12 protein-coding genes and 1 tRNA gene are annotated in these 14,083 nt (G+C 32.5%); 4 read left to right on the top strand and 9 right to left on the bottom strand.

Annotated features, from left to right (window positions below):
* Positions 1–89: 89 nt before the first annotated feature.
* The 4 genes from BP92_RS0103685 to BP92_RS0103670 all read right to left on the bottom strand — a co-directional run bounded on the left by BP92_RS0103685 (position 90) and on the right by BP92_RS0103670 (position 6,980).
* Positions 90–5,000: a LamG-like jellyroll fold domain-containing protein gene (locus tag BP92_RS0103685; RefSeq protein WP_026724804.1), complete on the bottom strand. Its 4,911-nt coding sequence runs from the start codon at positions 4,998–5,000 to the stop codon at positions 90–92.
* Positions 5,001–5,184: 184 nt separating this feature from the next.
* The gene (locus BP92_RS0103680) at positions 5,185–6,129 is read right to left on the bottom strand and encodes a tRNA dihydrouridine synthase (RefSeq protein ID WP_026724803.1); all 945 of its coding nucleotides are present in this window, start codon (positions 6,127–6,129) and stop codon (positions 5,185–5,187) included.
* Between the two features lie 27 nt (positions 6,130–6,156).
* On the bottom strand, positions 6,157–6,840 hold the full coding sequence (locus tag BP92_RS0103675; protein ID WP_026724802.1) for a carboxylesterase family protein: 684 nt from the start codon (positions 6,838–6,840) through the stop codon (positions 6,157–6,159).
* Positions 6,841–6,906: 66 nt separating this feature from the next.
* Positions 6,907–6,980, bottom strand: a tRNA-Met gene (locus BP92_RS0103670).
* Positions 6,981–7,136: 156 nt separating this feature from the next.
* Between BP92_RS0103670 and BP92_RS0103665 the strand changes: the two genes are divergently transcribed.
* Both BP92_RS0103665 and BP92_RS0103660 read left to right on the top strand, forming a co-directional pair.
* Positions 7,137–7,529, top strand: coding sequence for an START-like domain-containing protein (locus BP92_RS0103665; RefSeq protein ID WP_026724801.1), 393 nt, complete (start codon positions 7,137–7,139; stop codon positions 7,527–7,529).
* A gap of 51 nt (positions 7,530–7,580) precedes the next feature.
* Entirely contained in the window at positions 7,581–8,420 is an 840-nt protein-coding gene (locus BP92_RS0103660) for an aminotransferase class IV (RefSeq protein ID WP_026724800.1), read from the top strand.
* Here BP92_RS0103660 and BP92_RS0103655 read toward each other — a convergent pair.
* From BP92_RS0103655 to BP92_RS0103635, 5 genes are all read right to left on the bottom strand, one after another.
* Positions 8,413–8,973, bottom strand: a complete 561-nt coding sequence (locus BP92_RS0103655; RefSeq protein WP_026724799.1) for a YqgE/AlgH family protein — start codon at positions 8,971–8,973, stop codon at positions 8,413–8,415. The genes BP92_RS0103660 and BP92_RS0103655 overlap by 8 nt on opposite strands.
* Positions 8,974–9,095: 122 nt before the next feature.
* Positions 9,096–9,371, bottom strand: coding sequence for an HU family DNA-binding protein (locus BP92_RS0103650; protein WP_008256752.1), 276 nt, complete (start codon positions 9,369–9,371; stop codon positions 9,096–9,098).
* 176 nt (positions 9,372–9,547) lie between these two features.
* Positions 9,548–10,495 (bottom strand): methionyl-tRNA formyltransferase, encoded by a 948-nt coding sequence (gene fmt, locus BP92_RS0103645; RefSeq protein WP_026724798.1) that lies wholly within the window; start codon positions 10,493–10,495, stop codon positions 9,548–9,550.
* Positions 10,495–12,381, bottom strand: a complete 1,887-nt coding sequence (locus tag BP92_RS0103640; RefSeq protein WP_026724797.1) for a RecQ family ATP-dependent DNA helicase — start codon at positions 12,379–12,381, stop codon at positions 10,495–10,497. Before BP92_RS0103640 ends, fmt begins: the two co-directional genes overlap by 1 nt.
* Positions 12,382–12,419: 38 nt before the next feature.
* The gene (locus tag BP92_RS0103635; protein ID WP_026724796.1) at positions 12,420–12,959 is read right to left on the bottom strand and encodes an AAA family ATPase; all 540 of its coding nucleotides are present in this window, start codon (positions 12,957–12,959) and stop codon (positions 12,420–12,422) included.
* Between the two features lie 125 nt (positions 12,960–13,084).
* On the opposite strand from BP92_RS0103635, the gene BP92_RS0103630 reads away from it, so the two are divergent.
* A complete protein-coding gene (locus tag BP92_RS0103630; protein ID WP_026724795.1) occupies positions 13,085–13,369 on the top strand; it encodes a DUF493 family protein in 285 nt (94 codons plus the stop codon).
* Positions 13,370–13,375: 6 nt separating this feature from the next.
* A complete protein-coding gene (locus BP92_RS0103625; protein WP_026724794.1) occupies positions 13,376–14,077 on the top strand; it encodes a DUF4290 domain-containing protein in 702 nt (233 codons plus the stop codon).
* The last annotated feature ends 6 nt before the right edge of the window (positions 14,078–14,083 follow it).

The following is a 14,083-nucleotide window of genomic DNA, read 5'->3' as shown; positions in this document are numbered from 1 at the left end:
ACTGTATTGTTTTTTTTAATAACTGGTTAATTAGATAAATAAATTGTAATATTTATATTAAGAAATAGTTAGTCCAGAGTATTATTTGTTTATTGCTTAATTAGAATTTTTTGACTCAAATAGTTGTTGTTATTAGTTTTTATTTTTAAGATATAAACTCCGGTTGCAACACTTTTAACAGGTAATTTTATATTGTTTTCTGAACTGTTTATTTCCCAATGATTAATTTTTTGTCCTAAAATTGAAAATAAAGTAGCTTCTTCAATTTCAGTATTTTTTGGGTTTATGATTTCTAATTGATGGCTTTCAGAATTAAAGAATACCATATTTTGACTGTTTTCAAATTCATTGTTTGATAATGTTTGATTTGAAAATCGCAATGAAAATCTATCATTAATTTCACCTGCAGGAAGAACTACAGTAAAATTTGATGTTCGAATGTCGTTGTAGCTATCATTTGTATTGTCATGGATGTAAATAGGTTGATTTAAATCAAAATTTTCCAATCCATCAATCATGAAAGTTACCGTTCCTGATTGACTTGATTTTACAGTCAATGGATAAATAGCATTAGAATAAAAGTAGCCAACACCTTGTATCACTAATTTGTAGTTTCCAGTTTGAAAATAAACATCATCAGGTTGAAGATCTATGATTTCGCCATCATATCCTAAATTGTATTCATCATTAGCATTTTCATTCATAAAACCTATCAAAAGTTGGCGATGAAAATTAGTACTTCCTGTATAGCCTAGTCTCAATCTTGTATAATTATCAGGAATTTCTTCTTCGTTACTATTTTGTGGATTTGTGGCCGAATTGTTCTGTCTAAACATTTCGTTTGAGTTTATACTAGTTTCTTTTACAAATTTTCTTTGACTGTTTTGAAAAGTTATTTGTCCTCCATTCGAATTTCCTTTAACAAAATATCCTTGTGCTACAGGAATATATCTGCCTGGAATTCTAGAGCTGGAACCTAAGCCGCTAATCAATGCTGGTGAAACTGGTGGAACGCCACCCACTAAATTGCGAGCTGCGTAACCACCTTGATAACCAGATAAAACATGAGTATTGTTTGATGCATAATGTTCCCAAAAATATAAAGTCCCTGTAATTGAATTTAAATTATCACCGATGAATTCATTAGCATCTAACGCAGATGGATAAGGATTTCCAACTAAGTTAATGTTATTAATCCCGATTTGAATTCCGTTATGATTGATTAAACCATTATTTGGTTTTCCGGTAAAAACATAATTTTGTAGTTGAATGTTTGGCGGAGCAACAATTCCGCTTCCTTTCATGGTGTAAGCTTGCCCAGATTGAAGTATTGTGTTTTCATTGATTTGTTGCCAATTGGCATATTCTGATGTTAAATTAGTAAACTTGTACAGCCAATATCTTGCTAATCTGAGTGGATTTGCAACGCCATTTAATCCTGTTGTCCATGAAATGTTTTGTGGATTTGCTGCATTTGTTCCATCGCGAAGCACACTACCAACTGTAAAACCAGTGTTGTTATTTGTAGAACTAGCAACTGAACTTACTGGAGATGACCAATAATTATAATTGTATAAATTTCCGGTTCCTTTTTGATCTTTTTCTATTGTACCAATACTTGTAGGATCTAAATCACTGTCTGTAGTTTGTAGCAACTGTGAATAATCATGTAAATCGATTTTTCCATCTAATTTTAAATACCAATCATTTTGCAGTTTGGTGTCATTTACAACATCAATTAATACATTTGAATCGACAATCATTCCTAAATCAATATGATTTATGTTTGAAATAATGTTATGTTTCACATGAACAATTGACCAATCATAATCGGCAATATCTAATCCGCGAATTTCTTTTTGGATTGAGTTTACAGCTGTTGGAAAATCGCCAGTTTGCTCTGTTACAAATGGCATTGGCGCTTCTTGAACGGCAATCGTTTTTATATTATAGATTCTAGCTCCTGGAGCTGTATCTATTGTTGAGGTAGTGTGATTATCAATTACATCATCTTTATAATTGTCCATTTTGTAGTAGCGAACAAGATTAATCCATGGTAAACTTGGAATGTCTTTTGGAATAATAGTTCCGCGTGTTTGGCTACTATTATCTTGAATTTCCTGATAAACCATTTTTTGGAATTGGGAATCCGTTAACGCAACATTGAATAAGCGAACTTCATCAATTTTTCCTTTAAAAAACTGCGTATTTGTAATTGAATTTTTTCCAATGGTAAAAAGCGAATTGTCTGAAATAGTTCCAGAAACAGAAGTGCTCGCAACCATTTCACCATTTACAAATAATTTTAATAGTTCGTTTGAACCATCATAAACTGCTCCAACATGAATCCATTGTGCCGAATTTAGTGCTAAATTGTTGCTTAAGGTTGTACCGTTTGCAACAACTTCTACTTTTTTAGAATTAGTGATTTTTATGTAAAATTTGTTTTGACCCACCACAATTCCTTCAGAAGTAAATGCGCTGTTGATGTTTATCCAAGCCATCAATGAAGCGTTTGACCAATTGCTAATAATGTTGTTATCAGTTGCGTAGTCATTTCTACCATCAAATGCAATGAAAAGTTTTCGTTCTAAATCTCTTGGAGAACCAAAAACGTTGTTATTTGTATCGAAAGCGTCTAAAATTCCATCGCCATCTGTATCGGTAGTTCCGTCGATAATTCCGTCGTTGTTGGTGTCTAAACTAACGTAAAGGGTTTGTGAAATATCAAAAGTTGCTCCGTTTGACATTACATCTAAATAGTCTGGAATTCCATCGCCATCGGTATCTTTAACATAGTAAGTAAAAGGCGCTACATTTGTACCTTGATTGTCGTTTCCATAAATATTAAAGGCATAATCATAAATATCTAAGATTCCATCGCCAAAGCCTTCTAAATTGCCATCTCCATTCGTGTCTTTATTTCTAAAATCTTCAGATTCTGGACCATCTCCTGCGCCATCACCATTAATGTCGCCATCTCCATTTTCATAACCAGCATAAGCATTTATATTTCCAGCCCAAGATTCATCTACGTCAAAAATACTGTCGTTGTCGCTGTCTAAATCTAAGTAATTAGGAGCGCCATCGCCATCGTTATCAGGAACAATGTGAGATTCCGCTACATCATGCATACCATTTTGATTGACATCTAACCATTGGTATAAATAAGCTTTCCCATCAGATAAATTACCTAAACCTACTTCAACTACATCTGGAATTCCGTCGTTATCTGAATCTAAATCGAATACATCGGCAATATTATCTCCATCTAAATCACATAAAGTTTGGGTAATTAAGATGTCATCTAAAGCCAAATCATTTCCCATTCCTCCTGTTTCATTATTAATAAAAATTACTTGGAAGGCACTTACATTTAAGTTAAGGTCTGCTGTGAAATGTTGCCAATCTCCTGCAGGTGAAGTAGGTGGGATATCTCCGGTTTCAATAAAAGTAATTAGGTTATTACTCATATCGCGAAATTCTACTCGCACATCAGGTCGTAATCGAGTTGCAATTCCAGCAGCATCTGTTCTATCTATATTTAAAACCCAAAAACTGTAGGTAATGGGAATGTTAGGAAGTGCACCTGTAATAGAAGCAGTATAAAAAATACCGGGTGTGTAAGATGCATTAAAAATTGCCATTCTTCCATTTGGATTTCCAGTATGATCACCACCCTTGTACCAATATGTATTAACCCAAGAAGCAGTACCATCAGGTGTTGGACCAACGGTATATTTCCCGTCATTTAAGTCGGTTGTGCTTAAGTCGGGACATTCTGGCGTGTTTACACCTGCAGATCCGTCTTCATAACAATATGAGGTATACGCATCATAGGTAGTGTTGATGGTTGTACGACCCCCAGCACCAAAAGTTTCGTTAAGGAATTTATAATTTACTTTATTTCCGTTTAAAGAATTACAATTAGATTCTTCAATATCATCTCTAATTCCGTCATTGTCATCGTCTATGTCTACATTGTCAAAAATTCCATCGTTGTCACTATCGTAAAAAGTTTGAATTCCTTTTCCCGTTATGTTAAATAAAAACGGACTCACATCATCACTATTACTTGCAACGGATACTTGTGCGGTTTTAGTTCCAATAGAACTTGGATTAAATTTTATTTTAAAAGTACTTGAGTTATTCGTATTGATGGAACTGCTTGGATTTTGAATAACTGTAAAATCTGAACTTCCTATGATTTGAACCAAAGGAGTTCCGGTTAAGTTTATGGTGTTAGTTCCAATATTTTTTACTGTGAAAGTTCTAATTACAGGATCTGAAACAATTTGAGTTTCTCCAAAATCGGTTCCATAACTGGATGAAACCGATGCGTTATGAGCTATAGTTATATTGTTTAATCCCAGAACTTCTAGGTGATTTCCAGTTTGATTTCCATATAAACTAACATTGTCTATAAAATAGTAATCAGAAGTATTACTTACACCGTTTAATTCATCAAATCGAATTCTGATTTTTACCTGTGTATTTCCATTTGGAATAGCAAAAGTGTAAGGAGAACCTGCAGTATTACCTGCACTTGCTACATGATTAAACGCATAAACATCTGATGTTGTGCTGTTTTTTCCATCAATTAGTTTTACTGAAGTTGTATATGAAGCTCCGTTGTTATATGAAACATCTAAATACAAATCATCGTTATCATCAGGAGATCCGTTAGACGAAAAATAAATAGTTACATAAACATTAGAGAAACTAGTTATGTCAATATTAGAGAAACTAATATTAGGATCATCAGGCGTTGAACTGTTTGAACCTCCAAATCGTAATGAATTTGGACTAGAAACAAAGGTGCTTGTATTGGTTTGAATGGTTCCAGAATTTAACGTTGAAGTATAACTCCAAGTATCTTCTGGTTTGCTGTCAAATCCTTGATAAGAAATTCGGGTTTGAGCATTTGCGATGCTAAAAAAGAAGAGACAGTATAGTACTATCAATTCTTTATGGAATTTTTGGGTAATTTTTCTTTCCATAACACATTTGTTTTTAAAATAAAACAATCAATAAATATAAAATACTGTAAACAAGGTGTTTGGCTTTTATTTATCGAACAAATGTTAGGAAAATCTATTTATTAAATAGGAGTGAAGTAATAAGTGGTATTATTTTTTTAATAACTGGTAATGAATTGATTGTATTTGTCTTACGAGTTTTTATTTACCCGTTTTTAAAAATCTCTTTAACAGCAGCTTCATAGTTTTTACTATTTCCTGCTTTTTTAATTTTTTTATATGTCTTTTGTGGATTTGAAAATGATTCTGAAAAGTATTCCCAAAAGCCTAACATTTTCATGCGAATAGGCGTTGGACCTTGTAAATACGCATCATATTGTTGATAAATCTCATCATGAAAAGCTTCAAAAATTTCGAATCTATTTTTTGGATATTCAGTAGTGTTATTTTTAATCATCGAAGGCAAAAAAGGATCGGCAATTAAACCTCTGCCAATCATCCAATGATCAATTGAAGGAAAACGTTCTTGTAGTTCTTTGAATTTCGCAACCGAAGTAATATCGCCATTATAGTAAATCTTCTGTTTGGAAGTGTCTAAACATTTCTGAAACGAATCTAAATCGACACCACCTTTGTACAATTGTTTACCAATTCGGGCATGAATTGCGATATTTTTAATCGGATATTGTTCTAAAATTGGGAAAACATCTAAAATTTCGGTTGGATTTTCATAACCCATTCGCATTTTCATCGAAACAATAATATCGGTTTCATTGTGAACTCGTTTTAAAATATGTTCAATTTGAGATGTGTTACTAATTAATCCTGATCCCATTCCACACTTGGCTACCATAGGATACGGACAACCTAAGTTCCAATTCAATTCTTTATACCCAAATTGTTGAATGTATTTTGCAACGAATAAAAACTCCTCAGCATCATTGGTAATTATCTGTGGAATAACTTCTAAAGTATCATTATTTTCAGGAAGAATATCACGTTCGTAAGAACCTTTAACCACCAATTTTCCATTCAGTTTAATATAAGGCGAATAGAAAGTGTCTATGCCACCAAAGTGTTTGTGAAATGCGTTTCTAAATCTAAAATCGGTAAATCCTTGTAAAGGGGAAGATAATAATGTGATACTCATTCGGCAAAGATAAGAGAAAGAAATGTATTACTCTCTTTTCTGTTGAAATAACCAATCATACATCGCGTCTTCGTGAAAGAGACGTTCTACATTACCGTGATTTCCACCTTTAATGATGGTTAAAGTAACATCAGCATTTTCATCGCATTTTTTTATGGCATCAACCACTTTTTTTGATTCCGACATAGGAACTATGTAATCTACATCACCATGTTGAATCCATAGTGGAATAGTAGCTAATTTGCAACCATCTTTAACATTTCCACCGCCACAAATAGCAACGGCAGCGGTGATTTTATCCGCATGTTTTCCTGCAAAATGTAAAGTGCCATAACCACCTAAACTCATCCCACAAACATAAATTCGAGATTCGTCTACATTGTAGTTTTTTTTAACATATTCTAAAACTTCTAAAACTTTATCTGGATTCCAACTTCCTTTAGCTAATTGTGGTGCAACTACAATTGCTGGAATTTTTCTTCCTTTATCCATTGCTCGTAAAACGCCATAACGTCTCACGCGATTTAAATTAGTTCCAGAAAGACTTTTTCCGTGAAGAAAAATCAAAACGGGTTGTTTTTCAGTACTTTCTTTATCAGGTACATTAATCCAAAATGGATATGTTGTTTTATTGGTTATAGTTTTTAATTGGGAAAACCCAAAGGCGCTAGTAAGTATGAAAAGTATAATATAAAATGATTTTAATTTCATTATCAACGGATTAGGTTAAAAAAACAAAACCCGAAATTTACAATAGAGTAAAATTTCGGGTTTTCGTAGCGAAGACGGGAGTTGAACCCGTGACCTCAGGGTTATGAATCCTGCGCTCTAACCAACTGAGCTACCTCGCCAAATGTTGGTCTTGCATCCTTGTTGAATGCGGGTGCAAATATAAAACTAATTCTTTTGTTTGCAAATATTTTTTAGCTAAAATAAATTAAAATATTTTTTTTTGTTTATTCGATTAATTCTATATATATTTCGAAACTGAAAAATAAAAACGAATTATGAGTGTAAAAGTAAAATACGAATTAGAATTCCCCATACAATCTTCGCCACAATTATTATATCAATATATTTCTACACCTTCTGGATTATCTGAATGGTTTGCTGATAATGTAAATTCTAGAGGTGAATTTTTTACTTTTATTTGGGATGATTCTGAAGAAAAGGCAAAATTAGCTTCTAAAAAATCAGGAGAGCGTATTAAATTTAAATGGTTAAACGAAGATGGTACTGAAACTGACTACTTTTTTGAAATGAAAATCATGGAAGATGAAATCACCAAAGATGTTTCTATTGTAATTTCAGATTTTGCTCATTCTGATGAATTAGAAGAATCTAAATTATTGTGGGAAAATCAAATTTCAGACTTAAAACATGTTTTAGGTTCCGTTTAAAAACTCAATAATATCAACTATATTTGTCCCGATTTAAAGTCGGGATTTTTTATGGTAAATTTTAACGGAAATATTCAGGAAAACAGTTCAATTTTGATTGAAAACAATAGAGGTTTTTTATTTGGAGATAGTGTTTTTGAAACAATTAAAATGTTGGATAACAAAGTATTGTTTCTGGAAGATCACTATTTTAGATTGATGGCTTCTATGCGTATTTGTCGTATGGAAATTCCCATGAATTTTACTATGGAATATTTTGAATCTCAAATTTTAAATCTAATTACTACTTTTTCAGATTCTAATTCGTATCGTGTACGTTTTTCTATTTACAGAGATTCTGAGGGTTTTTATTTACCAAAAACTAGAAGTGTTCAATTTTTAGTTACCGCTTTTCCTTTAAATTCAGATTTATATGTTTTTGGAAAAGAATATTATGAAGTCGAGTTGTATAAGGACTTTTATATAACTAAACAATTACTTTCGACCTTAAAAACTAATAATAAAATGCTTCAAATTACAGGAAGTATTTTTGCCGAAGAAAATGGTTATGATAACTGCTTGGTTTTAAATGATGAAAAAAATGTAGTGGAGGCTTTGCAAAGTAACTTGTTTATGAAAACAGGTAATGTTGTGGTAACTCCTCCTGTTTCCGATGGATGTTTAAATGGAATCATGCGTAAACAAATACTTGAAATTTTGAAAAAAATAGAAGGAATCGAAGTTAAAGAAACTTCAATTTCTCCTTTCGATTTACAAAAGGCAGATGAGCTATTTTTAACCAACGTAATTTCTGGAATTCAACCTGTAACAAAATATCGCAAAAAAGAATACACAACTGAATTTGCTTCAGATGTATTAAAAAGATTGAATGCAAAAATCCGACTTAGTTAAGCATTGGGTTTTCTGGTGAGTTTGAAAATAGGACATATTCCCCACCTTGTTCAATAATCTTTTCTTTCCAAAACAAGTTGCTTGCTTTTGAAAGTAATTTGTTTTTTAACGTGTTTTCAGCAACAATCCATGAGTTTTCTTGCATCTCCATTTCTAGTTGGTTTACACTCCAACCACTATAACCCAAGAAAAAACGAATATGATTTTTGGTGATTTTACCATCATTTATGAGTTGCTTGGTAGTTTCAAAGTCACCTCCCCAATAAATTCCATTTGAAATTTCTACGCTATTAGGAATGATTTCTGGAATATTGTGAATAAAATATAAATTATCCTGTTCAACAGGTCCACCATTATATATTTTAAAAGAAGCTTCAATTTCAGGAATCAAATCATTGATTGTGTAGTTCAATGGTTTATTTAGAATAAACCCAATCGAACCTTCATCGTTATGTTCTGCCAATAGGACCACAGAGCGATTAAAAGAAACATCGCCTAAAATCGAAGGTTCCGCAATTAGCAGATGACCTTTTTTGGGTAAAGTTGATATCATATTTCTGTAGTTAATTAACTAAAGTTATCAAAAAAAAAGTAAAGAATCAAAAAAATATCGATAAAGTGCAAAAAAAAGTCCCGAAATACATCGGGACTCTCTTATTTTATGTAACAAAAATATTATTTGTTTACTGCACCTTCTAATTCAGCACCAGCTTTGAATTTTACTACGTTTTTAGCAGCAATTTTGATAGTTTTACCAGTTTGTGGATTTCTTCCGTCTCTAGCAGCTCTTTTAGATACTGACCAAGATCCGAAACCTACTAAAGATACTCTTCCACCTTTGTTTAAAGTTCCTTCAACATTGCTTAAAAATGATTCTAAAGCTAATTTAGCAGCTGCTTTTGTAATACCAGCAGAAGCTGCCATTGCATCGATTAATTCTGATTTGTTCATGATTAAAGTTATTTATAATTGGTTAAACTTAATTATTTATCACAAATTTAGCGGTATTGTTGAACTACGCAAGTATTCGTGCTATTTTTCGACTAAAATGTTAATAAAATAGACTAAATGTTAATAACATTGTTTGTTTTTTTGAATTTCACGCTCAAATATAGTGTTTTCAGGGCTTAGAGCGCTATCGCATTTTCAGATAACTTAACCCCGTTTAATAATTCATGAGCCAACATCCTTTTCTTTCCTGGAAATTGTAAACTTTCGATTTTTAAAAGACCATCTTTTGTAGCAATAAAAATCTCTTTTTTAGTAGTTGTAATCTTTCCGATAGTTTGTGAATGTTCTTTTTCTTCAAAACTTGCTAAATAAATTTTTACATTCCATTCGTTTTCGCCGTCTTTAATATAAGTCCAAGCGGCTGGGTAAGGCGATAATCCTCTTATTAAGTTAAAAATCGTCATTCCTGATTGGGTCCAATCAATTTTGCAATTCTCTTTATTTAGTTTATAAGCCGTTTTAACATCCGGATTACTTTCTTGTAAAGTAGTAGTTGCTTTTCCAGCTTCAATTAACTGTAGTGTTTCTAAAACCGTTTCGCTTCCTAAATGCATCAAACGATCATGTAATTCACCAGCAGTTTCGTTGGTACCGATTTCAGTTTCTTTACTCAAAATCATCGCACCGGTATCAATTTTATCATCAATAAAGAAGGATGTAACGCCTGTTTTAGTTTCACCATTAATAATAGCCCAATTAATAGGTGCCGCACCACGATATTCTGGTAACAAAGAAGCATGAAGATTAAATGTTCCTAATTTTGGCATTTTCCAAACTACTTCAGGCAACATTCTAAAGGCAACCACTACTTGTAAATTGGCATCCAAACTTTTTAGTTCGGCTAAAAATGCTTCCGATTTTAAATTGGTCGGTTGTAATATGCGTAAGTTTTTTTCCAAGGCATATTCTTTAACGGCACTCATGCTTACTTTTTGTCCACGACCTGCTGGTTTGTCGGGAGCAGTGATAACACCTACAATATTATAGTTGTTTTTGTAAATAGTATCTAGAATCCCAACGGCAAAATCGGGCGTTCCCATGAATACAATTCTTAATTTTTCCATTATATAAGGTAATATTGATTGTTTGAATTGATTTTGATTCGCTTATTCTCTAGTAATAATTGAATCGCAAAGATAGTCGCTTCTGAAGAAATGTGCAGTTGGTTTTCAATTTCTCTTGAATTTAAAGGACTTTTTTCTAATAATTTAAGTACCGATTGCGTTATTTCAACTGGATTGACTTTTTTTTTAGCAGTACAATACGAACAAATGCCACAGTCTTCCTTTGAAATTTCATCAAAATAAGCCAAAAGCATTCTGTTTTTACAAGTATCTTCGTTTGTAATATAGTTCACCACGCTTTGAAATTGCTCTTCCTTCAATTTGTTTTGATGTTCTAAAAATTTTGCAACACGATTAATAGTTAAATCATCTTCGCGAGCTTCGTTAAAAGTGATGGAACTATCATTGTTTTTCGCATGTAAAATGATACACTGACTTTCTGCTAGTTTATCAATTACTTCTTCCACATGTTTTTCTGATGTGTTTGCTTTTTTGGCCACCAAATGTGGATTAATCGTAGTTTCTACATCAAAAATTCCAGAATAGGTTCTTAAAATCGTGGTAATAACAGGTTCGTCGTGCGGATGCAAACTGATGTAACGAATCACTTCTTTGCTCGGAATGATAAATTGTAAACTTATTTTTTCTGTGGATTCACTTTGAAAAGTAATGATTCCTTGTCGGTCCAAAAACTGCAAACTATTAAAAGCTTTAATTACTGGAAAATGATAATGCGCACAAAACTGATTCAAATTAAAAGCAAAACTTTCATTATAACCTTCACCATAAGTAATTTGAAAGTAATTGTTCAGTTTGATATAAACGTCTTTTACGAATTTTTTATCCGGTAAAACATCAATAAATTGAGTCTTAGTGTACCCAATATCAGAAGGATTCGTAACGATAATCCCAAAGGCTTTTTCACGATTTCGTCCGGCTCTTCCTGCTTCTTGATAGTAATTTTCAAGGTTTTCTGGAAGTTGAATATGAATTACGGTTTTTACATCGGGTTTGTCAATTCCCATTCCAAAAGCATTGGTGGCTACCATGACTTGTGATTTATTCTCTAACCACGATTGCATGTTTTTCTCTTTCTCTTTTGCAAGTAATCCGCCGTGATAAATGGTTGACGAAAATCCCAATTGCTTCAATTGTTGTGAAGTTTCAACACAAGATTTTCGATTACGAACATAAATAATCGAAGTTTGCGGATTTTTTGTTAAAATCTGCTGTATTTTGAAAAGTTTATCTTCGGTTTTAATCACATGATACGCTAAGTTTTCTCGAGTAAATGACTTTGTAAATACTTTTGGATTAACTAAAGCCAAATGGGTGCAAATGTCTTCTTGAACTCTCTTATTGGCAGTGGCCGTCAAAGCTAAAAAAGGAGTAGTAGGAAAATGCGTTTTTAAAGCTGAAATCTTCAAATACGCCGGTCTAAAATCATGTCCCCATTGGCTCACACAATGCGCTTCGTCAATAGCAATCAAGTTGATGGGTAATTGTTTCAAACGTTCCACAATCCAATCATGTTGTAAACGTTCGGGAGAAAGATATAAAAATTTGTAATTTCCAAATTGGCTATTGTCTAAAATATCAATAATGTCGTCTTGCGAAACGCCACCAGTTAAAGCAATCGCTTTGATGTTTTTGCTTTGTAAATTCTGAACTTGGTCTTTCATCAAGGCAATCAAAGGCGAAATCACTAAACAAATTCCATTTAACATCATTGCCGGAATCTGAAAGCATACCGATTTTCCTCCTCCAGTGGGCAAAAGTGCAAACGTATCATTTCCACTTAAAACCGATTGAATGATTTCTTCTTGAGGTGCTCTAAAACTATCGTGTTTCCAGTATTTTTGAAGAATTTGTAAGGCTTCCGACATGTAAATTGGCTTTTAGAAACACTAAATTACGAAAAAAATTATTTAACAAGATGTTTCATAATAAAATCCACACGATTTTCAACCGTGTCTTTTGGAACTTCTGTAATCGAATAGCCGTATTTTTTATAAGTTTCCATCAAATGTTCGTGAATTAAAACCGCTTGCTCGTAGTTTTCATATCGTTCGGCATCACTAACATAAATTTCTTCCCAAGGTGGTAAAACAAAAATCGCTGAATATTTGTGGTCTTGACATGCTTTATCAAAAAATGCAGGGTACGAATCACCAATATAATGCATATACGCCAAAACATCTGGAATGCCTCGGTCTAAAAAAACGATATTTGCTTCTTCTTTTAGAGCTTCTTTGAATTGTCTTTTTCTGCCTTCCAACAGTAATTCACTGAATAAAAGGGGTTTCTCTAAGAACAATTGTTCAATACCTTGTTCTTGTGCTTCACGAATAACTTCGCGCGAAACCTCAGGATAACAAGTGTGTCCTTTTTCTTTTAATGCATCGATTAAGGTGGTTTTTCCAGAGCTTGGACCACCAATTAAAACCACAATTTCTTTATTCATATTGGAAATACTAAGGCGCAAAAGTAAGTTTTTTTAAAAATCTAATCAACTTAAAAATTTATAAGTTACTACATTACAATTCTGAACATAAAAAAGTATATTTGCTTTTCCAATACGAAATGATGATGGATAAGAAAACAGAAGATTTTTACGCAAGATTAAAAGAAGAATTAACAAACTCAACGCTTTGGCCTTCAGAGTATTTGTATAAATTTATTATGCCGTCTGATGTGCATAGTATAGCAAAAGTAGAAGCTGCTTTTAATGATATGGGAGCTGTTATTACTACGCAACAATCTAAAACAGGTAAATTTACCAGTATTTCTATTAGTGTAACTATGGCAAGTGCTCAGAGTGTGATTGATAAATACATTGAAGTTTCGGATATTGAAGGCATCATTTCATTATAAAAAAACATGCAAGAAGAAGTAAGTTACTTAGAATATAATTCAGAACGTCCGCATTTGATTATTCCAGAATACGGAAGACATTTGCAGAAATTAATCGATCAAGCTACTGAAATTGAAGATCGAGAAGAACGTAACAAAGCAGCAAAATACATTATTTCTGTGATGGGTTCTTTAAATCCGCACTTGAGAGACGTTTTAGATTTTCAACATAAATTGTGGGATCAGTTGTTTATTATGTCTGATTTTAAATTGGATGTAGATTCGCCTTATCCAATTCCATCAAAAGATATTTTAACTCAGAAACCAGAACGTTTAAAATATCCTCAAAATTTTCCAAAATACCGTTTTTACGGAAACAACATTAAATACATGATTGATGTGGCAAACAGCTGGGAAGAAAGCGATTTAAAGAATGCTTTAGTGTTAGTGATTGCCAATCACATGAAAAAAAGTTATTTGAGTTGGAATAAAGATACGGTTACGGATGAGGTAATTTTTGAACATTTATTAGAACTTTCAGGTGGAAAATTAAATCTTTCGAAATCAAACGAAGAACTTTCGAATACACATGATTTAATGAAAGTGAATAAGAAAGTTTCGAATAAAACGCAATTTGGTCCTAGTAAAGTTGGAATCATTAAGAAAAACAACAATAACAAAGGACATTTGAACAAAAACAATCAAAATAAAAATACATTTAAAAAATAGGCAGTT

The organism is Flavobacterium sasangense DSM 21067, assembly GCF_000686885.1.
In the GTDB taxonomy this organism is placed as follows: domain Bacteria; phylum Bacteroidota; class Bacteroidia; order Flavobacteriales; family Flavobacteriaceae; genus Flavobacterium; species Flavobacterium sasangense.
Note: the sequence above shows the minus strand (reverse complement) of the source record. Positions and strands in the feature narration are given on the sequence as shown.